The organism is uncultured Bradyrhizobium sp., assembly GCF_947648125.1.
In the GTDB taxonomy this organism is placed as follows: domain Bacteria; phylum Pseudomonadota; class Alphaproteobacteria; order Rhizobiales; family Xanthobacteraceae; genus Bradyrhizobium.
Window position 1 is genome coordinate 110,541 of the sequence record NZ_CANSMR010000005.1, and the last position, 20,127, is coordinate 130,667.

The following is a 20,127-nucleotide window of genomic DNA, read 5'->3' on the forward strand; positions in this document are numbered from 1 at the left end:
CGCGGGGGCGCACCGCCAAAAATATCGAAAACAACCCCATGCAAAGTAGCCGGCAGCTGCGGGCGTTCGACACGGTACTTGACATGTCGGGCAAATCAGCGGCATTATTCGATAATTCAGAAATGGTGGCAACGATAATTGGAATCACGTCGTCACAAGTTAACGCCGCTTGGTCTTGGTCCGTGGCTTCGGTCTGGCCCTTGCCTTGATCTTCCGCCGCGGTGCAGGCGCTACAGCGTCCTCCGCCTCACTCGTCTCCGTCCGTAGCGTGTCGAGCAACCAGTCGCGGAAGGCGCGCATGCCGGGCGTCACTTCCCGCGACTTCAGCCAGGTCAGCCAATAGGACCCCGCCGGCACCTCGGCTGCGAACGGCCGCAGCAGCCGGCCGGACGCCAACTCATTGTTGAACATTGCGATCGGCACCAGGCCGACGCCGACGCCTCGCGCAGCCGCCTCGGCCATCGCCACCGAACTGTCGAAGATCGGTCCTTGGATCTTTGGACACGGCGCGCCGGCGACCGCAAACCACAGCGGCCATTCCTCGGCGCGGTAGGAGCGCAGCAGGAACTCCTGCGCGAGATCGGACGGCTTGCGCAGCCGGCCCGCGACGTCAGCGCAGCACACCGGCGAGAGCGGTGCGGACAGCAGGTGGATCGCCTCGGTACCATGCCACGAGCCGTCGCCGAAGCGCAGCGCGAGGTCGAGCCCGTCGCCAGCAATGTCGACGCGGTTGTTGTTGGTGAGCAGACGCAGGTCGATATAGGGATGCGCGCGCTTGAAGCCGTCGACCCGTTGCAGCAGCCATCCGGTCGCAAATGTGGCGACGCAGCCGACGGTGACAACCTCGCGCGTGCCCTTGGCCTCGATGCGGTCGATCGCGGCGCCGATCCGGTCGAGCGCGTCGGTCAGCACCGGCAGCAGCGCCAGCCCCTCGTCGGTGAGCACAAGCCCGCGCGGCAGGCGGCGGAACAGGCTCGCACCGAGCAACTCCTCGAGCTGCTTGACCTGATGGCTGATCGCGGTCTGCGTCACGCGCAGCTCCAGCCCCGCGCGGGTGAAGCTCAACAGCCGCGCGGAGGCCTCGAAGGCACGTAATGCGTTCAGCGGGAGATGCCGGCGCACGGCGTCATGACCAAGTTTTTCTCATGTCTCGTTGTATAAATGATTGTTTGTGCTTCGTCACGCCGCCCGGCAGGTTCGCGCCGCCAACGGAGACGAGAGATGCTGACGAGACGGACATTTGGATTGCGCGCGCTGGGCCTTGCGGTTTCCTGCACCCTGCCGCGGCAAGGTGCAGCGGCGGGACCAGGCGGGCCGGCGCAGCGGCTGCAGGAGGAGTTTGCACGCATTGAGCTCGCGACCAGCGGCCGGCTCGGCGTCGCCGCGCTCGACATGGAGACGGGATTGCGCGCGAGCCGACGCGGTGACGAGCGGTTCCCGATGTGCAGCACCTTCAAGGCGCTGGCCTCGGCCGCGGTGCTGCACCGGGTCGACCGCGGCGAATCAAGCCTCGACCAGCGCGTGCAGGTTGAGGCCAAGGATATCTTGGCCTACGCGCCCGTGGCCAAGCAACACGTCGGATCGAGCATGACGCTATCCGAACTCTGCGAGGCCGCCATCACCCTAAGCGACAATACCGCCGCCAACCTGATGCTGCGCGAGATCGGCGGGCCTGCCGGCTTCACCAGCTTCTTCCGCACCATTGGCGACAATGTCAGCCGGCTCGATCGCTGGGAGGTGGCGCTGAATGAAGCCGTGCCGGGCGATCCGCGCGACACCACGAGCCCGGTCGCGATGCTGAAGAGCCTGCAGCGCGTGGTGCTCGGCGACGTCCTGCAGCCCGCCTCGCGCCAGAAACTCGTCGACTGGATGGTCGCCAACAAGACCGGCGACACGAGGCTGCGCGCCGGCGTGCCGCGGGATTGGCGGGTTGGCGACAAAACCGGCAGCGGCGATCGCGGCACCTATAACGATATCGGGGTGTTCTGGCCGCCCGGCCGCAAGCCGATCGTGGTGACGGTCTACCTGACCGGGGCAAGTGCTCCCATGGAGAAGTGCAACGAGGTGATCGCCAATGTCGCGCGCGCCGTTGCGAATGCGAGCACCGGGCAGTCCGGCTAGAGCGGCAGGACAACGCCGCGCGGCATCCCATCGCTGCGCGGCACGACAGCGCTGCGCGGCTTGGCAGCAACGAAGGATCATGCGACGCTCCATCCGAATGGCGATGCTGATAGCAGGCCATATGGAGGACACGTCTTGTATCGCCGCATCGCCCTCGCCGCGCTGTTTGTTGCAAGCCACGTTCACAGCAGCCTCGCGGCGACCGATCCGGCACGGTGCCGCGAGCTGATCCGCAAATACGAAACCGACAAGGCGCAACTCAGCGCGGTCGAGATTTCGCTGACCTTGTTCGCGGCCGCCAATGCCGATTGCATCAATCTTGCCACCGAGCTGCTCAATGGCGGCGCCTCGGTCGACGCACGGGATCGGCTGGGCGCAAGGCCGCTGAGCCACGCCGCCCGCTCCGGCCATCTCGACATGGTCGATCTGCTGCTAGCCCGTGGCGCGCCGGTCGATGCCCGCAACCTCGCGGGATCGACCGCACTGTATCTCGCCGCCGAGCGCGGCCATGTCGCGATCGTGCAGCGCCTGATCGACCGGGGCGCCGACGTCAATCTCACCGGGCGCAGCGGCGCCTCGGCGGTCGCGGCCGCCGCCTATGCCGGCCGGGACATGGTGGTGCGCATGCTGCTGGCGCACGGCGCCGACGGCCGCAGGGCTGACGACACCGGCAAGCCGCCGGTCGTGTACGCCGCCGCCGGCGGTCAGTTCGGCATCGTCAAACAGCTGCTCGCGCTCGATATCGACATCAATGCGCGCTACGCCAACGATCTGACGCTGCTGATGTGGGCGGCCGGACCGGATGAGACCGTGCCGGAGGCGCAGGCGCTCGAGGTCGTCTCGCATCTGCTGGACGCAGGCGCCAGGGTCGACGAACGCGACGCCCGCGGACGCACGGCGCTGATGATCGCCGCCGAGGGCAACCACCCGGCGATCGCGAAAGCGCTACTCGCCCATGGCGCCAACGCGGCGCTGGCCGACAAGGCCGGCAGGCACGCCGCCGACCTCACCATCCTCTCGGCGCTGCGCGAGGAACTGACGCCGCGCTGAAGCTTGACGCGATGGACTCATTAGTTGCGGAAGGTCCGCAGGTCGGCTAAATTCTCCCTTACGAAGAGTCTCCGTGCTCATTCGTCCTATCGCGCGACTGGCGAGCTAACGTGGAATCGACCACGGGGAAGCGCGAAGGGTTCCAACGCCGATCGCCTGGGCAACCAATCTGCTGGAAAAACAGCGTGTTGAGGAGCCCGAGCATGCCGTCATTTCGCAACGAACTGTCCATCAACGATCAAGAGATCGCCGCCGCCCTTATGGGGGAAGAGCGCCGTCAACAGGACGGCGTAGAACTGATTCCGTCCGAGAATTACACCTACCCGGAGGTGCTTGAACTGCTCGGATCGGTCTTCACCAATAAATACTCCGAGGGATATCCGGGACGCAGATACTACGGCGGCCAGCAGTATACGGACGACGTCGAGAACCTCGCACGCCAGCGGGCCTGCTCGCTTTTTCGTGCCGAGCACGCCAACGTTCAGCCGCTTTCCGGATCACCGATGAATCAGGCCGTCTATCTCGGCCTATTGCAGCCCGGCGACACTATTCTCGCCATGGACCTGTCCCACGGCGGTCATCTCACCCACGGCGCGCCGGTGTCCCACATGGGGCGTTTGTTCAACTTCATTCGCTACAAGACGGCACCGTCAAACGGCGCGATAGATTTCGATGAATTGCGCGCGATTGCGCGTGAGGCGCGTCCGAAGATGGTGTTGTGCGGCTACAGCTCCTATCCGCGCGACCTGGACTATGTGGCGTTCAAGAATATCGCCGATGAAGTTGGCGCGCTCACGATGGCTGACGTGAGCCACTATGGCGGATTGGTTGCCGCGAATGTCATGCGCAATCCGCTTGATGCCGGCTTCGACGTCATGACGACGACATCCCACAAGACACTGCGCGGCCCCCGCGGCGGGATCATCCTGTGCCGAAAGGAAAATGCCGGTCGGATCGATGCTTCCGTCTTTCCCGGGTTGCAGGGCGGACCTCATATGAACGTCGTGGCCGGGACTGCTGTGACGCTCAAGAAGGCGGCGACCTCGGATTTCCAGGTTTACGCGCGGCAGGTTCTGCGCAACGCGAAGGTTCTTGCCGGCGCGCTGATGGAACGCGGGATGAAGCTGGTCACGGACGGGACGGACAATCACATGATGGTCGTCGATACGATAGCGTCCATCGGACTGGACGGGCGAGCAGCCGAGGACGTGCTCGATGCCATCGCCATCACCACAAACAAGCAAGTTATTCCAGACGATCCGCGTCCGCCGCTCAGGCCAAGCGGTATTCGCCTTGGGACACCGGCAGCGACCACGCGTGGCATGGGAGATTCCGAAATGCGCCGTATCGGCGAGTTCATTGCGGGGGCTCTGCAGGCGAACGGAGACGATGCGGTCCTTGCGCGTCTCAGGTCGGAGTGCATCGAGATGTGCCGAGCCTTTCCTGTTCCAGGCGTGGTGTCCAGGTCTCGACCGAACTGATCGGCTCTACACCAGCAACCGCAACTTGGCGCGCAGACGTACAGAACGAGGTCGGGCGCCGGCACCCAACCTCGACCGCCAAAAACGCATATGCGACAGCCCGGCGCTCGCTGAAGGTCAACCTGCCGGCCGCTACAGCCCCGCCAGATACTCCACCAGCGCGGCAAGGTCGTCGGGCGACGTCGCCAGCATCAGGTCGGACATGCCGGGATTGTTGCCGCGCGCGCGGGTGCGGAAATCGGCGATGGTTTTGGCGAGATAATCACGTCCCATCCCGGCGAGCCGTGGCACCGTGCCGTCGCCCTGGAAGCGATCGAGATGGCAGGCCGGGCAGCCGACCGAAGCGCTGGCACTGAGCGCCTTCGCTGCGACGTCCTTGGGCGCGCGCGGCTGGCCGAGGTCCGGCCATGGCTTCTGCGAGAAATATTCCGCGATCGCCAACATGTCGTCGCGCTCGAACTCGGTCGCGATCGGCTGCATGATCTCGCTCTTGCGATCGCCGCGCTTGAAATCGCGCAGCTGGATGTAGAGATAGCCGGCCTGCTGGCCCCAGATCGTCGGAATGGTCTTGTCGACGGGCTTGCCGTTCTCCCCGTGGCAACCGGTGCAGACCTGCACCTTGTCCTCGATCGTCTCCGCGCGCGCCTGCCCCGCCATCAGCAGCAGCGCGGCGCCGCAGATCAATAATTTACCAAGCATCTGCTCATCCTGAGGCGCAGTATCCGTCCACCTTCGTCATTGCGAGGAGCGATAGCGACGAAGCAATCCATGCTTCCGCATAAGCGACACGATGGATTGCTTCGCTTCGCTCGCAATGACGCGGTTAGAACTTTCATCCAAACAAAGCGGAGGCGGGACCGGACCGGTCCCGCCTCGCCGTCAATGCTTGCACGCGCGATTATGCATCCCGCCCCGGCTCAGTCGAGCGTGAAGGCGATGATGTTGTTGCCACGCTTGTAATCGATTTGGGTGTTACCACCCGCGCCGACCACGACATATTGCTTGCCGCCGATCATGTAGCTCGACGGCGGCGCGTTGACGCCGGCGCCGGCGCGGAAGCTCCACAGCTCCTTGCCACTCGACGAATTATAGGCCGCGAACTTGCCGTTGCCTTCGCCGGTGAACACGAGGCCTCCGGCCGTGGCGAGGATGCCACCGATCATCGGCTCGGGTGTCTTGACCTGCCACTTGATCTTGCCGGTGTTGTAGTTCACCGCGGTGATGTTGCCCGACTGCTTCTCGCTCGGGATCACCTTGAAGGCGCCGCCCAGCCACAGCTTGCCGTTCGGATAGGCCGAGTTTTCGACGTGGTAGGTCATCGGCTGGTGCAGATTGATGGCGTAAGCCAGCTCCTGTCCCGGATCGGTCGCGATCGGCGACCATTCGACGCCGCCATTGGCGCCGGGCAGCATGCGCGCACCTTCCTTGGTCGGCAGCACCCACATGTTCTCCTGCGGCACCATCGCCTCGGAGAAGCGGATCAGGCTGCAGTCCTTGCGATCGTGCACATAGATGTGCCCGGTCTTGCCGGCATGGATGACGCCGGGAATCGTCTTGCCGTCCTTGTCCTTGACGTTGACCAGCACCGTCGGGCTGACCGCGTCGAGATCCCAGACGTCATGGGCGATGTACTGGAAGTGGCAGACATACTTGCCGGTATCGAGATCGAGCGAGACCAGCGAGTTGGTGTAGAGGTTGTCGCCGGGCCGGTTCGAGCCGTCGAGGTCGGGCGACGGATTGCCGACGACGAAGTAGATCCGGTTGGTCGCGAGATCGACCGACGGATTCTGCCATACGCCGCCACCGAGCTTGGCATAGGGATCGCCGATCTTGGCGAGCATGTCCTTCTCGGCCTGGATATTGCGATGCATGTCGCGGCCGGTGGCGTCCTTGGTCGCCCAGACCCCGACGGAGTTCTCCGGAATGGTGTTGAAATTCCAGAGCTGCTTGCCGGTCTTGGCGTCATAGGCACGCACGAAACCGCGGATGCCGTATTCGCCGCCATTGGTGCCGATCAGCACCTTGTCCTTGACCACGGTCGGCGCCATCGTCTCGCTGTAGCCGAGTTCGGGATCGGCGATGTTGGTGGTCCAGACCACCTCGCCGGTCTTGGCGTTCAGCGCCATCAGCTTGGAATCCAGCGTCGCCAGATAGACCCGGTCGCCGAGCACCTGGACGCCGCGATTGTTGGGACCGCAGCAATAGATCGTGATCGGCCCCATCTTGTGGGCGTAGTGCCAGAGCTGCTGGCCGGTCTTGGCGTCGAGCGCATAGACGTGGCTGAACGACGTCGTGACATACATCACGCCGTCAACCACGATCGGCGATGTCTCGAGCGACTCCTTGACGTCGGTCTGGAAAATCCAGGCAACGTGCAGGTTCTTCACATTGTCCCGGCTGATCTGCTTGCCCGGATAAAACCGCGTCTGGGCGTAATTTCCATTGGTGAGCAGGAAGTCCTTGGCGTTCTTGTCGGCGGCGTTGAGCTGCTCCTGGGTCACCGGAGGCACATTGGCGTTCCCCAGGACCGACTGCTTCTCCTGCTTGACTTCTTGTGCGATGGCAGCACCGGACAACAGGCCAACGCCGATCGCTGCGGCGAATGCCGCAAGCCCTTTCACGTACATAGTCTCCCCCGTTATTTCTTGGTTGCAGTATCAGGGATGGTGTTTGCTACTTCCCCCTCGAGGCCTGGCGTAGCGAGCGCGCACCGTGGTGGCTTTGGTTGCGCTGCAATAGATGATCAAAAAAAGACAACGACAGGTATCGATGGACGGGTTCCATGTTAGCGCTGTCGTTCACAAAGACAACCGATGCGCTCAATGCGAAGCCGGAACCGCATGCGTTCGCGCGCCCGAAGTGCTGCGACCGCGGGCTTGCATCAACCTGAGCAATATCGGTGGCTTCCGACGCCTTCGCGCATCGCCGGACGCATTCGCCTTCGCAGGCGCAGCACGCAAAATGAGACTAAGCGTCAAGCGACGGCGGCGCACGAGGTGCGGCGCCGGCTGAGGCCATTGGTCTTGGCCGGCGCGAACACCTGCTCCCGGGTTACTTCCGAGTTACTCCCAAAAATTACTCCCAAGACAAGGTCGAGAAATCATTTTCGAACTGCGGCACGTCCTTCCACACGCCCTTCAGCTTCTTGCTGGCGATCGTGATCAATTGCGGCTGGAACAGGAAGCCGGCGACCGCATCGGTTGCCAGCATCCGCTGCGCGTCGCCGAGCAGCTTTGCCCGGCCGGCCTCGTCAGGCGTCGCCATGATCTGCTGATAGAGCGCGTTGAACGCCTCGGACTTGTAGCCGAGATAGTAATCCGGCTCGGTCATCTTCACGAGGTCGAACGGCTCGACATGCGCGACGATGGTGAGGTCGTAATTGTGCGGGCCGGTGAAGACCTGCGACAGCCACTGCGCCCATTCGACGTTCTCGATCTTGGCAACGATGCCGACCTTTGCGAGCTGAGCCGCGAGGACCTCGCCGCCCTGCCGCGCGTAGGACGGCGGCGGCAGTTTCAGGCTGAGCTCGAGCGGCGTCTTGACGCCGGCCTCGGCCAGCAGCTTTTTGGCGAGTTCAGGATCGTAGGGGTTGATGCCGGTGGTATCGACATAGCCGAGCGATCCCGGCGTGTAGAAGCTGCCGATCGGCGTGCCGAAGCCGTCGACCGCGCCGTCGATCATCGCCTTGCGGTCGATCGCGGCCAGGATGGCGCGGCGAACCCGGACGTCGTCGAGCGGCTTCTTGCGCTCGTTGATGCCGACGATGGTTTTTGTTCGCGAGCCGCCGATCAGCACATTGAAGCGCGGATCGGCCTTGAACTGCGCCAAGCTGCGCGCCGCCGCAACCCGTGGAAACGCGTCGACGTCGCCCGACAACAGCGCCGCGACCTGCGCGGCGGGATCGCCGACGAAGCGGATCGTCACCTTGGCGAGCTTGATCGCGGTGGCGTTGCGGTACTCCGGCCATTTGACCAGCGTGATCGACGAGCCCTTGGCCCAGCTGCCGAGCGTGTAGGGTCCGGTGCCGACCGGTTGGGTCACATCGGTCGGCGCGCTCTTCGGCTCGACGATCGAGCCCGATGCCTGGCCGAGCAGAAACGGCAGGTTCGGCTCGGAATACTTCAACGCAACGACGATCGTCTCCGGATCGGGCGCCGTCACCGACGCGAACGCCTGGTACAGGCTCCTGTCCTTGTTGGTCGAGGTCGGCGCCGCGGCACGGTCGAACGTGAACTTGACCGCCGCGGAATCGAACGGCTCGCCGTTGTGGAATTTGACGCCCCTGCGGAGCTTGAAGGTGTAGGTCCTGAGATCCGGCGAGGCTTGCCAGCTCTCGGCGAGCAGCGGCGACACCGAGCCGTCCTCGTTGATCTTGGTCAGCGTCTCGTAGACGTTGTAGAGCGTGACTTCGGCGATCGCCGCGGCCGCCGCGTTGGTGGGATCGAGTCCCGGCGGCTCCAGCGTCATGCCCATCACGACGCTGTCCTTCTTGCCCTGCGCGAGGCTCGGCAGCGGCGCTGCGGCGAGCGCGGCAGTGGCCGCAATGACGCACAATTTCCTCAACATTGGTCTGCTCCCCGGACGTGCTCTTTGACCAGCCTAGGTCAACCTCACACAAAAGACTAACCGGCCTCGGCGACCACTGGCGGCAGCGCCATCACGGCTTCGGCGTAATGGCAGGCCGCCAGATGGGCGTCTCCCACGTTGCGTAGCGCAGGCGCGGTCTCGCGACAATGCTGGTCGGCGAGAGGGCAGCGCGGCGCGTAGGGACAGCCGGCCACAGCCGACGCCTGCGAGCCGATCGCCTGCGCGCCGCGGCGCCGCCGAACGCCACCGGCCCGCGCCCGCGGAACCGCATCGAGCAGCGCGCGCGTGTAGGGATGGGCGCTGTGGGCGAACAGATCGGCGGGACGCCCCTGCTCGACGATCCGCCCGAGATACATCACCGCGATCTCGTCGCAGAGCAGATCGACCACCGCGAGATCATGGCTGATCAGGATGTAGCTGAGCCCGAATTCGTCCTGCAGATCCTGCATCAGATTGAGCACCTGCGCCTGCACGGAGACGTCGAGCGCCGAGACCGGCTCGTCGGCGACGATCAGCTTCGGCTGGGTGATCAGCGCGCGCGCAATCGCAATGCGCTGACGCTGACCGCCGGAGAATTCGTGCGGGAACTTGTCCATGTCGGCATCGCGCAACCCGACCTGCCGCAGCACCGTGGCGACGCGCTCGCGCAGGCTGCCGCGATCGATCCGCCCGAGCGCAGTCAGCGGCTCGGCCACGATGCGCGCGATGGTCTGTCGCGGATCGAGCGAGCCGTAGGGATCCTGGAATACCATCTGGAAATCGCGGCGCGCGCGGCGCAGCTCGTCCGGCGGCATCCGGTTGAGGTCGCGGCCCAGCAACGACACCGTGCCCGATGACGGCCGCTCCAGCGCCATCACCAGTCGCGCAAAGGTCGATTTGCCCGACCCGGACTCGCCGACGACGCCGAGGCTCTTGCCCGGCATCACTCGCACCGTGACGCCATTGAGCGCGTGCACTTGCGCTGCGGGCTTGAACAGGCTTTCACGCGGCAGGGTGTAACGTTGCGCGAGGTCTGTCACCTCGAGCAACGGCGTCGCGGGGTCGGGCTGGGGCTGATCAAGCACCGTCATGTGCCGACGCCTCCGGCGGCCATCGAGACGTCGGTCCTGATGCAGCGCACGCCATGCGCCGCGCCGACATCGACCACAGCCGGCAGCGCCGCGCGGCAACGCGCCTCGACGATCGCGCAACGGTCGGCGAAGGTGCAACCCGCGGGCAGGTCAGCCAGCTCCGGCACCGTGCCGGCGATGGTCTTGAGCCGCGTGCCCTTGCGTGCGCCGAGCCGCGGCCGGGCGCGGAACAGGCCCTGCGTATAGGGATGGCCCATCCGCGTGAACACGGCATCCGTGGCGCCGCTTTCGACGACGGTGCCGCCATACATCACCATCATGCGCTCGACATTCTCGGCGATCACGCCGAGATCGTGCGAGATCAGGATCATCGACATGCCGCGCTCCGCGACGAGATCGGCGATCAGATCGAGGATCTGGCCCTGGATCGTGACGTCGAGCGCCGTGGTCGGCTCGTCGGCGATCAGCACATCGGGCTGGCAGGCCAGCGCCATCGCGATCGTGATGCGCTGGCGCTGGCCACCGGAAAACTGGTGCGGATAGGCATCGACCCGCTTCGCCGCATCCGGCAGCCCGACGCGATCGAGCAAGGCAATCGCTTCGCCGCGCGCCTCGGCCGCCGAGACACCGGTATGACGCCGCAGCGGCTCGGCGACCTGGTGCCCGATCGTGTGCATCGGATTGAGCGCGGTCATCGGCTCCTGGAAGATCATGCTGATGCGGTTGCCGCGCAGCTTACAATAGGCCGCATCCGGCAGGCCGACGAGCTCCGCGCCATCGAGCCGGATGCTGCCGCTGATCACGGCGCTATCGGGCAGCAGCCCCATCAGGGCCAGTGCCGTGACCGACTTGCCGCAGCCGGATTCGCCGACCAGCCCGAGCGTCTCGCCGCGGCGAAGCGCGAAGCTGACGCCGCGGACCGCCTGGGCCGGGCCGCGGCTGGTGTTGAGCCGGACGCCCAGGTCCTTCACCTCGATCAGCGGCGCACCTGTGTCAGCCATGCTCAACGCTCCCGCGCCAGACGCGGATCGAGCAGATCGCGAAGGCCGTCACCGAGGAGATTGAGCCCGAGCACCGCGATCGCGATCGCAACACCGGGATAGACCGCGAGCATCGGCGACTGGAACAGCAGGGTCTGCGCATCATTGAGCATGCGGCCCCAGGACGGCTGCGGCGGCTGCGTGCCGAGCCCGAGATAGGACAGCGCGGCCTCGGCGAGGATCGCCAGCGCGAACTGGATCGTCGCCTGCACGATCAGGATCGACAGGATGTTCGGCAGCACGTGCTCGATCGTGATGCGGAATGAGCCCTTGCCCGCGGCGCGCGCGGCCAGCACGAATTCGCGGGCCCAGATCGCATTGGCCGAGCCGCGGGTGACGCGGACGAAGGTAGGGATCTGGAAGATGCCGATCGCGGTGATCGACGTCACCATGCCGGGGCCCGCGACGGCGGCGAGCATGATGGCCGACAGCACCGCCGGGAAAGCGAAGGTGAAGTCGCTCATCCGCATGATGAACTCCTCGGTCCAGCCCTTGCGGGCCGCTGCGATCAGGCCGAGGCCAACGCCGAAGGTCAGGCCGATGCCGACGGCGATGACGCCGACCATGATGGTGGAGCGCGCGCCGACCAGCAGCAGCGAGACGATGTCGCGGCCGAGCACGTCGGTGCCGAGCCAATGCGCCGCCGACGGCGGGTGCAGTTTCGAGGCGACGTCGATGTCATAGGCGGACCACGGCGTCCAGACCAGCGACAGCAGCGCCGCGCCGAGGACGGACAGGCTGAGTACGGCGCCAAGCACGAAGCTGCGATGGCGCAGGGCACGGCGCCAGAAGCCGATCGCAGGCCTTGCGCCGGGTGCGAGTGCCGGCGCGCCGACGGATGCGGTCAGCGGCGCGCTCACAGGTTAGCGACCTTGATGCGCGGATCGATGAAGGCATAGAGCACATCGACCACGAAATTGACTGTCACGACCATTGCAGCCAGCAGCATCACGCAGTTGCGCACCACGATCAGGTCGCGGTTGGCGATCGATTGGAAGATTAGCCGGCCGAGGCCCGGCAGATAGAACACGTTCTCGATCACGATGGTGCCGGCCAGGAGATTGGCGAATTGCAGGCCCATGACCGTCATGACCGGGATCATGGCGTTGCGCAACACATGGCGCCACAGCACCTCGCGCTTGCCGAGCCCCTTGGCGCGCGCGGTGCGGACGAAATCCTCGCGCAGCACCTCCAGCACCGCGGAACGCGTGACACGGGCCAGGATCGCGGCCTGCACCATGGCGAGCGAGATCGCGGGCAGCAGCAACGAGCGCATCCCGGCCCAGATACCGTCATCCCAGCCGGCAAATCCACCGGCGGACAGCAATTGCAGCTTCACCGAGAACAGCAGGATCAAGAGGATCGCGAACCAGAAATTCGGCAGCGCGATGCCAATTTGAGTCAGCGACATCACGCCGACATCGCCGAGCTTGTTGTGGTTGGCCGCCGTGTAGATGCCGGCGGCGAGCGCCAGCACCACCGTGATCAGCATCGACATGATCGCGAGCGGAATCGTCAGCACCAGCCGCTCCGCGATCAGGCCGGCCACCGGCGTGCCATAGACATAGCTGTTGCCGAGATCGCCGACCGCCATGCCCTTGAGCCAGAGCAGATAGCGAACCGTGAGCGGCTGATCGAGGCCGAGCTTGACCGTGAGCGCGCGCACCGCATCGGGGGAGGCGTCGGCGCCCATCAGCATCTGCGCGGCATTGCCCGGCAGCGCGTCGAGCACCAGGAAAATGATCAGCGAGGCCGCGAACAGCGTCGCCACCAGGGTCAGGATCCGCCGCAGGAAGAATACGCTCATGCCCGCCCGAAGGATTGGGAATAGGCCGCAGGTTTCAACATGTTCGCGAGCGAATGCAAGCCCTTCGCCGCACCATTCATGATTTCAGCGCGGGCCAACGGCCGAGCAGATCGCTCGCCTCTTCGAACAGCGCTGCAACCCGCAGCAGTTCCGCATCGGCCCGGAAGCGGCCGACCAGATGCAGGCCGATCGGCAAGCCGTCACGGCCGAAGCCCGAAGGAATGCTGACCGCGGGATGCCCGGTCATGTTGAACAGCATGGTCCAGGGAAACCAGTGCGGCCGCACGCTGTCAAAGCTCTGGCCGTCGATGTCGACGGTGCCGAACAGATCCTGATCGATCGGCAGCGCCGTGCGGGTCAGCGTCGGCATCGCGAGCAGATCGCCACGCGCGAACAGCGACTGCACGCGGCGGAACAGCGCGGTGCGGTCGAACATCGCCTGCTGGTAGTCGACGCCGCTTACTTTCGCGGCAAGCGCGAGCTGCTTCAGGAAGGTCGGGCTGAGGTCATCGGGATGATCGGCCGCGAGCTTCTCGAATCGGGTGCGCCAGACCGTGTGATTGATGGCGCGCCAGATCGGCTCGATGTCGAATCCCTCGCCGGAGAATTCCTCGAGTTCCGCGCCGAGGCCGGCCAGCCGGTCGAGGCTCGCCTTGAAGTCAGCGGCGACGTCAGCGGTCACCGGGCGGCCCGGCGGCGACAGGCAGAACAGCACCCGCCTGCCCTTGAGATCGCCACGCGGTGCCGCGCGATCGAGATAATCAGGCACCGGCACCCCGATCGACCACGGATCTGACGGGTCCTCGCCGGCCATCGCCTGCATCATCAGCGCGGTATCGGCGACGGTGCGCGTGGTCGGCGTGACATAGGTCTGGTTGCCGAAGGCGTCCTGCACCTGGCTGTGCGGGATCACGCCGTTGCTCTGCTTGATCCCGACCACGCCGTTGCAGGCGGCGGGAATCCGGGTCGAGCCGCCGCCGTCGGTCGCAACCGCCAACGGCGCGATGCCGCTTGCGACCGCCACCGCCGCGCCGCCGCTGGAGCCGCCGCTGGAGCGCTCGGCGCTCCAGGCATTGCGGGTGCGGCCGAACAGCGGCGAGTCGGTTAGGCACTTGCTGCCGAACTCCGGCGTCGTGGTCTTGCCGAGCAATATTCCGCCCCGCGCACGGAGCCGGGCCACCGCCACAGCATCATGGTCGGGCACATTGTTCCGGTACGGCACCGCGCCGAAGGTCGTGCGCACACCTTTGGTGCTGACGATGTCTTTCACCGTGAAGGGGATGCCGTGCAGCAGGCCGAGCGGCTCGCCGGCCATGACCTGCCGCTCCGCGGCCTTCGCCTGCGCCATCGCCTCGTCGCCGCACAGCGTGATGAAGCAGTTTAGCTCCGGCTGCAGCCGCTCGGCACGGGCGAGCACCGCGGCCGTGACCTCGACGGGAGAGACCTCCTTGCGGGCGATGCGCGCACGGAGCTCAACGGCGGGCAGCAGACAGAGATCATCGCTCATCAGGACAAATGCTCGCATCAGAGGTGGTCGACCGTCGCGCATCGTGCCGCGCGTCATCCGCCAAGTCCATCGCCTCGTGCGCATGGCGGCACGCGGCGCGACCGCGATGGCGCATGGCCTACCAGGTCTCCGCAGGCAACTCCCGGCTGCGCGGCGGATCGGCGCCGGCGCGCGTGCAGGTGAAGGCGGCGCACTTGCAGGCAAAGGACAGCGCGCGTGTGAGCTCGGCCGCGGAAATGTCGCGCAGCCGCTGCCGCGCGATCCGGTCCAGCCGATGCAATGCGGCGAGCAGCGCAGCCTGACAACTGTCGCCGGCGCCGATCGTATCGATGACGTTCACCACCGGCGACGCGGCCTCGATCGCTCCGGCCTTGCGATGCCAGGCCGAGGCACCATCATTGCCGCGCGTGATGACGACGAGCGAAGTGCCGCCCGAGAGCAGCGCTTCGGCCCTCGCCGCATAGGCCTGATCGCCGAACAGATAGGCGAAGTCGACGTCGGACATTTTTACGATGTCGGCCTTGCCGCAGAACGCCAGCATGCGGGCGCGATAGGCATCCTTGTCCTTGACGAGATTCGGCCGGCAATTCGGATCGAGCGAGATCGTCACCTTCGCCCGCGCATGTTCGATGAAGGCCAGCGTCTCGGCCGCGCCCTTGTCATGGACCAGCGTGGTCGAGCCGGTGTGCAGGCATGTGACGCCGTCGAGCGCGATCGCGTCACGTCGATAGGTCCAGTTCCGCGATGCCGTGTCGGCGTCATAGAAGGCGTATTGCGTTTCGGTGCCGGTGACGCGCGCAAAGGCGAGCGTGGCCTGGCGGTCGCTGCGCGTCGCGCGGCTGAGATCGACGCCTGAGGCTGTGGCGTGATCGGCGATCATCCTGCCGAAGGTGTCGGTCGAGATGCCACCGACAAAGCCGGTGGGAACGTCGAGCCGAGCGCTGCCGATCGCGATGTTGAGACAGGAACCGCCGACCGCGGGCGTCAGCGCCTCGCGTCCGTCCGCCGTCCGCGACGGCAGGAAATCGATCAGCGCATCTCCGCAACTCAGCAGCATGGCACAAGCAATCCCTAAGTCGGCGCCGCGCCGGGCGCCCGCTTCATCGCCTCGCGGCTGTCGCGATCAAGCTGGCGCAGCATCTTGTGCACGCCGCGCTTCTGGCGATGGAAATCGGCCAGCTCGGGCCTGGTCGGCTCGCTCAACCGCCCGAGCGCCGACATGCCGGCCATCGCGGCATTGATCGAGCTATGCGCACCGCTGGCGACCGCGCCCAGCATCGCGGCGCCGAGCAACACCGGCTCCTGGGTCTGCGGCAGCGCCACGGTGTAGCCGGTGGTGTCGGCCATGATCTGGCGCACCAGCGGGCTGCGGCTCGCGCCGCCGCCGATCACGATGGTCTTGCCGCTGACGCCATGGGCCTGCAGCGCCTCGATGACGTCGGCGAGGCCATAGGCCAGCCCGCACAGGCCGGCGATGAACAACCGCTCCAGCGCCGACACATCGGTGTCGAGATCGAGCCCCGCGATCACGGCGCGCGAGCCCGGATCGGCATAGGGCGAACGGTTGCCGAGGAATTCCGGCAGAACGTGAACGTTGCGTGCGAGCAGCGCGGCCGCGCCGGCATTGCCGCTGCGCGCCAGGATGCGTTTTTCGAGGTACTCGATGACGTCGACGCCGTCATGCTTAGCGGCCAGCAAAACCTCGGCATGCGCCGGATGCGATTTGAGCAGATGATCGATCGCGGCACCCGCTGCCGATTGGCCGCCCTCGTTCAGCCAGAAGCCCGGCACCATCCCTTCGAAATACGGGCCCCAGACGCCGGGCACGAAACACGGATCGACCGTCGTCGCCATGATGCAGGCCGACGTTCCCATGATGTAGGCCAATCGCTGGCAGACATCGACGTCGGCGCCTGAGCCATCACTGCCGCCGATCGCGCCGACGCCGCCGGCATGGGCATCGATCAGCGAGGCGCCGACCGCGGTTCCCGGCAGCAGGCCGAGATCGCGCGCGGCATCCTCCGACAAGCCGCGGCCGAGCGGCGAGCCCGGGGGCACGATCTCGTTGCCGATACGGGCAAAGCGATCCGCCGCGAGCGCCTCGAGCCCGACGCGCCTCAGGAAAGATTCGCTCCAGCCGCCCTCACCGGCCACATAGGTCCATTTGCAGGTGACCGTGCAGGTCGAGCGCGCCAGCGAGCCGGAGGCGCGGAACGAAAGATAATCGGCGAGATCGAAGAAATGCCCGGCGGCCTCGAAGGTCGCTGGCAGATGCCGCTTCAGCCAGAGGATCTTCGGGATCTCCATCTCCGGCGAGATGGCGCCGCCGACATAGCGCAGCACGCGGTCGCCGGTCGCGTTGACGAATTCGGTCTCATCCATCGCGCGGTGGTCCATCCAGACCACGACGTTGCGCGCGGGATCGCCGGACGGGCTGACGGTGAGCGGCCGGCCTGCTTGGTCGAGCACGACCAGCGAGCAGGTCGCGTCAAAGCCGATGCCCTTGACCTGCTCGGCCGCGACCGCGGCCTCGCGCATCGCGTTACGCGCGGACGTCACGCAGGCCGCCCAGATGTCATCGGACGATTGCTCGACGATATCGCCGGGCTCGTGCCAGACCCGGATCGGATGCCGGGCCGAACCCAACAGCTTCCCGGTCTCGTCGAAAACCCCCGCGCGGGCGCTGGTGCTCCCGACGTCCACCCCGATATAGGCTTGCCGCATGGCCGCTCCGTTATTTCCGGCGCGAGCTTACCAGCAAGTGTAGCCGCCATCGACCAGAACGATGCTTCCGGTCATCAGGCTTGCCGCCTCGGAGGCCAGGAACAGCACCACGGAGGCGATCTCGTCGACCTGGCCCATCCGCGCCATCGGGGTTCCACCGATCCAGGCGTCATACATCCGCGGGCTGTTCTTCACGAACGCGTTCAGCGGGGTCTCGATATAGGTCGGCGCCACGGCGTTGACGCGGACCCCGCGCGCGCCCCATTCGGCCGCCAGCGACTTGGTGAGGTGATGCACCGCGGCCTTGGAGGCGTTGTAGAAGCACTGCTCCTGCGGCTTGTTGACAATGAAGCCGGACATCGAGCCGACATTGACGATGGTGCCGGACTTCGCCTTCAGCATGTGATTGCCGAACGCGCGGCAGCACCAGAACGTGCCGTTCAGATTGACGTCGATGACGTTGAGCCAGTGCTCGTCGGTCACGGTCTCGGCCGGCGTCTCGCTGCGCGCGATGCCGGCATTGTTGACGAGAATGTCGACCTTGCCGTACTTGCGGACCAGTTCGTCGGCGACCGCCGAGACGCGCCCGGAATCCGTCACGTCCATCAGCGCGATATCGGCGTCGAAGCCCTTGGCCTTCAGCGCCGCCTGCGCGTCATGGGCCGCCTTGGCGTCACGGTCGCCGATGACGACCTTGGCGCCGGCTTCCGCCAGCGCCTCGGCACACGCCAGTCCGATGCCCTGGCCGGCGCCGGTGATGATGGCGGTCTTGCCGCCGAGCCTGAATTTCTCGAGATACATTTTCTTCTTCCTTTGCCTAGAGCCCGCATTTTCGCGGGCGTGCCGCCCCGGCCAGAGCGAGATCAACTGCGGCCACCGATCGCCTTATGGGCGGATCGATTTTCCGCTGTCGTCGAAACGATGGATGCGTGCGGGATCCGGGATCAGCGACACGCGATCGCCGGGATGCAGGTCGAGCTCGCCGACATAGCGTGCGGTCAGCGTTCCCAATGCCGCAGCGTCGACATAGAGAAAGGTGTCGCTGCCGAGATGCTCGGCGACCGCGACCGTGCCGTGCCAGCCGCCCTGCCCGTCGCGCTCGACCTTCAGATGCTCGGGCCGCACGCCGATGGTCGCAGCGCCCTGCTGCCTGGCGAGCTCGCCGGTGACGAAATTCATCTTCGGCGAGCCGATGAAGCCGGCGACGAACAGGTTGTTAGGCTTCTCATAGAGCTCGAGCGGCGAGCCGTATTGCTCGATCTTGCCGCCGTTCAGCACCACGATCTTGTCGGCCATGGTCATGGCCTCGACCTGGTCGTGGGTGACGTAGATCGCCGTGGTGCCGAGCTGTTTCTGCAATCGCGTCACCTCGAGCCGCATTTGCACCCGCAGCGCGGCGTCGAGGTTCGACAGCGGCTCGTCGAACAGGAACGCCTTCGGCTCGCGTACGATGGCGCGCCCGATCGCGACCCGCTGGCGCTGGCCGCCGGAGAGCTCGCGCGGCTTGCGCTCGAGATAGGGCGTCAGATTGAGGGTGGCCGCGGCGGCTTCGACCTTGCGATTGATCTCGTCCTTGGCGATGCCGGCCATTTTCAGGCCGAATGCGATGTTGCCGCGCACACTCATATGCGGATAGAGCGCGTAGGACTGGAACACCATCGACAGCCCGCGCTTGGCCGGCGGCACGTCGACCACGTTGCGGCCGTCAATCAGGATGGCGCCGCCGGTGACATCCTCGAGCCCCGCGATCAGCCGCAGCAGCGTGGTCTTGCCGCAGCCGGACGGACCGACGAAAACGACGAAGGAGCCGTCGGTGATCTCGAGGTCGGCGCCCTTGATGATGTGGACCGGCCCGAACGATTTTTGCACACCCTGCAGCGTAATCTGACCCATGGGACAAGCCTTTCTGCTACTTGACCGCGCCGAAGGTCAGGCCGCGGACGAGTTGCCGCTGACTGAACCAGCCGAGCACGAGAATGGGCGCGATCGCGAGCGTCGACGCCGCCGACAATTTCGCCCAGAACAATCCTTCCGGGCTGGAATAGGACGCGATGAACACGGTGAGCGGCGCGGCTTCCAGCGTCGACAAATTGAGGGTCCAGAACGCCTCGTTCCACGCCAGGATCAGATTGAGCAGCAGGGTCGAGGCGAGCCCCGGCACCGCCATCGGTGTCAGCACATAGATCAGCTCACGGCCGATCGTGGCGCCGTCCATCCGCGCCGCCTCGAGAATGTCCTTCGGGATCTCCTTGAAATAGGTGAACAGCATCCAGATCACGATCGGCAGATTGCCGAGGCACAGGATGAAGATCAGACCACTTCTTGTGTCGAGCAGGCCGAAATTCCGGAAGATCAGGTAGATCGGCACCAGCACGCCGACCGGCGGCATCATCTTGGTGGAGAGCATCCAGAGCAGCACATCCTTGGTCCGCTTGGTCGGCGAGAACGCCATCGACCATGCCGCCGGAATTGCGATCAGCATCGCGATCAATGTCGACCCGCCGGCGATGATGATCGAGTTGAGCGCGTGGTGGAGGTAGTCGCTGCGCTCCTGCACCGTGACGTAGTTCTCCGTCGTCCAATGGAAGAACAGGAACGATGGCGGGATCGCGAAAGCCTCAAGCTCGGTCTTGAAGCTCGCCAGCACCATCCAGAGGATCGGGAAGAAGATCAGGAAGCCGATCAGCCAGGCCGCCGCCGTCGAGATCACCTTATTCCGTGTCGTGACCATCCGCGCCAT

General features: G+C 65.6%; 17 protein-coding genes and 1 riboswitch. Of the genes, 3 read left to right on the forward strand and 14 right to left on the reverse strand.

The annotated features are described in order from the left end of the window. Positions 1 to 159: 159 nt before the first annotated feature. A complete protein-coding gene (locus Q0030_RS12060; RefSeq protein ID WP_298366872.1) occupies positions 160 to 1,122 on the reverse strand; it encodes a LysR family transcriptional regulator in 963 nt (320 codons plus the stop codon). Between the two features lie 99 nt (positions 1,123 to 1,221). Between Q0030_RS12060 and bla the strand changes: the two genes are divergently transcribed. The 3 genes from bla to glyA all read left to right on the forward strand — a co-directional run bounded on the left by bla (position 1,222) and on the right by glyA (position 4,652). Next, complete coding sequence (gene bla, locus Q0030_RS12065; protein ID WP_298366874.1) at positions 1,222 to 2,121, forward strand: class A beta-lactamase; 900 nt, start codon at positions 1,222 to 1,224, stop codon at positions 2,119 to 2,121. 135 nt (positions 2,122 to 2,256) lie between these two features. After that, on the forward strand, positions 2,257 to 3,171 hold the full coding sequence (locus tag Q0030_RS12070) for an ankyrin repeat domain-containing protein (RefSeq protein WP_298366876.1): 915 nt from the start codon (positions 2,257 to 2,259) through the stop codon (positions 3,169 to 3,171). An 83-nt stretch (positions 3,172 to 3,254) separates the two neighbouring features. Next, a riboswitch (ZMP/ZTP riboswitch) is annotated at positions 3,255 to 3,340 on the forward strand. Positions 3,341 to 3,374: 34 nt separating this feature from the next. Further along, positions 3,375 to 4,652 (forward strand): serine hydroxymethyltransferase, encoded by a 1,278-nt coding sequence (glyA, locus tag Q0030_RS12075; RefSeq protein WP_298366878.1) that lies wholly within the window; start codon positions 3,375 to 3,377, stop codon positions 4,650 to 4,652. Positions 4,653 to 4,784: 132 nt separating this feature from the next. Here glyA and Q0030_RS12080 read toward each other — a convergent pair whose 3' ends face one another. The 13 genes from Q0030_RS12080 to Q0030_RS12140 all read right to left on the reverse strand — a co-directional run bounded on the left by Q0030_RS12080 (position 4,785) and on the right by Q0030_RS12140 (position 20,127). Beyond that, on the reverse strand, positions 4,785 to 5,351 hold the full coding sequence (locus Q0030_RS12080; RefSeq protein WP_298366881.1) for a c-type cytochrome: 567 nt from the start codon (positions 5,349 to 5,351) through the stop codon (positions 4,785 to 4,787). 218 nt (positions 5,352 to 5,569) lie between these two features. After that, on the reverse strand, positions 5,570 to 7,279 hold the full coding sequence (locus Q0030_RS12085) for a PQQ-binding-like beta-propeller repeat protein (protein ID WP_298366883.1): 1,710 nt from the start codon (positions 7,277 to 7,279) through the stop codon (positions 5,570 to 5,572). 448 nt (positions 7,280 to 7,727) lie between these two features. After that, positions 7,728 to 9,218 carry an ABC transporter substrate-binding protein gene (locus Q0030_RS12090; RefSeq protein ID WP_298366884.1) on the reverse strand — a complete coding sequence of 497 codons (1,491 nt, stop codon included), beginning with the start codon at positions 9,216 to 9,218 and terminating at the stop codon, positions 7,728 to 7,730. Positions 9,219 to 9,274: 56 nt separating this feature from the next. Next, entirely contained in the window at positions 9,275 to 10,309 is a 1,035-nt protein-coding gene (locus Q0030_RS12095) for an oligopeptide/dipeptide ABC transporter ATP-binding protein (protein ID WP_298366887.1), read from the reverse strand. Beyond that, positions 10,306 to 11,310, reverse strand: coding sequence for an ABC transporter ATP-binding protein (locus Q0030_RS12100; protein ID WP_298366889.1), 1,005 nt, complete (start codon positions 11,308 to 11,310; stop codon positions 10,306 to 10,308). Before Q0030_RS12100 ends, Q0030_RS12095 begins: the two co-directional genes overlap by 4 nt. 2 nt (positions 11,311 to 11,312) lie before the next feature. Next, positions 11,313 to 12,209 (reverse strand): ABC transporter permease, encoded by an 897-nt coding sequence (locus Q0030_RS12105; RefSeq protein ID WP_298366892.1) that lies wholly within the window; start codon positions 12,207 to 12,209, stop codon positions 11,313 to 11,315. Beyond that, complete coding sequence (locus Q0030_RS12110) at positions 12,206 to 13,156, reverse strand: ABC transporter permease (protein ID WP_298366895.1); 951 nt, start codon at positions 13,154 to 13,156, stop codon at positions 12,206 to 12,208. Before Q0030_RS12110 ends, Q0030_RS12105 begins: the two co-directional genes overlap by 4 nt. A 76-nt stretch (positions 13,157 to 13,232) precedes the next feature. Continuing rightward, positions 13,233 to 14,663: an amidase gene (locus tag Q0030_RS12115; RefSeq protein WP_298366897.1), complete on the reverse strand. Its 1,431-nt coding sequence runs from the start codon at positions 14,661 to 14,663 to the stop codon at positions 13,233 to 13,235. A 118-nt stretch (positions 14,664 to 14,781) separates the two neighbouring features. Beyond that, on the reverse strand, positions 14,782 to 15,720 hold the full coding sequence (locus tag Q0030_RS12120) for a carbohydrate kinase (RefSeq protein WP_298366900.1): 939 nt from the start codon (positions 15,718 to 15,720) through the stop codon (positions 14,782 to 14,784). A gap of 14 nt (positions 15,721 to 15,734) precedes the next feature. Beyond that, the gene (locus tag Q0030_RS12125) at positions 15,735 to 17,387 is read right to left on the reverse strand and encodes an FGGY-family carbohydrate kinase (protein ID WP_298366902.1); all 1,653 of its coding nucleotides are present in this window, start codon (positions 17,385 to 17,387) and stop codon (positions 15,735 to 15,737) included. A 27-nt stretch (positions 17,388 to 17,414) separates the two neighbouring features. Then, positions 17,415 to 18,188 carry an SDR family oxidoreductase gene (locus Q0030_RS12130; protein ID WP_298366904.1) on the reverse strand — a complete coding sequence of 258 codons (774 nt, stop codon included), beginning with the start codon at positions 18,186 to 18,188 and terminating at the stop codon, positions 17,415 to 17,417. Between the two features lie 84 nt (positions 18,189 to 18,272). Further along, positions 18,273 to 19,280 (reverse strand): ABC transporter ATP-binding protein, encoded by a 1,008-nt coding sequence (locus Q0030_RS12135; RefSeq protein ID WP_298366906.1) that lies wholly within the window; start codon positions 19,278 to 19,280, stop codon positions 18,273 to 18,275. A 16-nt stretch (positions 19,281 to 19,296) separates the two neighbouring features. Beyond that, positions 19,297 to 20,127, reverse strand: coding sequence for a carbohydrate ABC transporter permease (locus tag Q0030_RS12140; protein ID WP_298366909.1), 831 nt, complete (start codon positions 20,125 to 20,127; stop codon positions 19,297 to 19,299).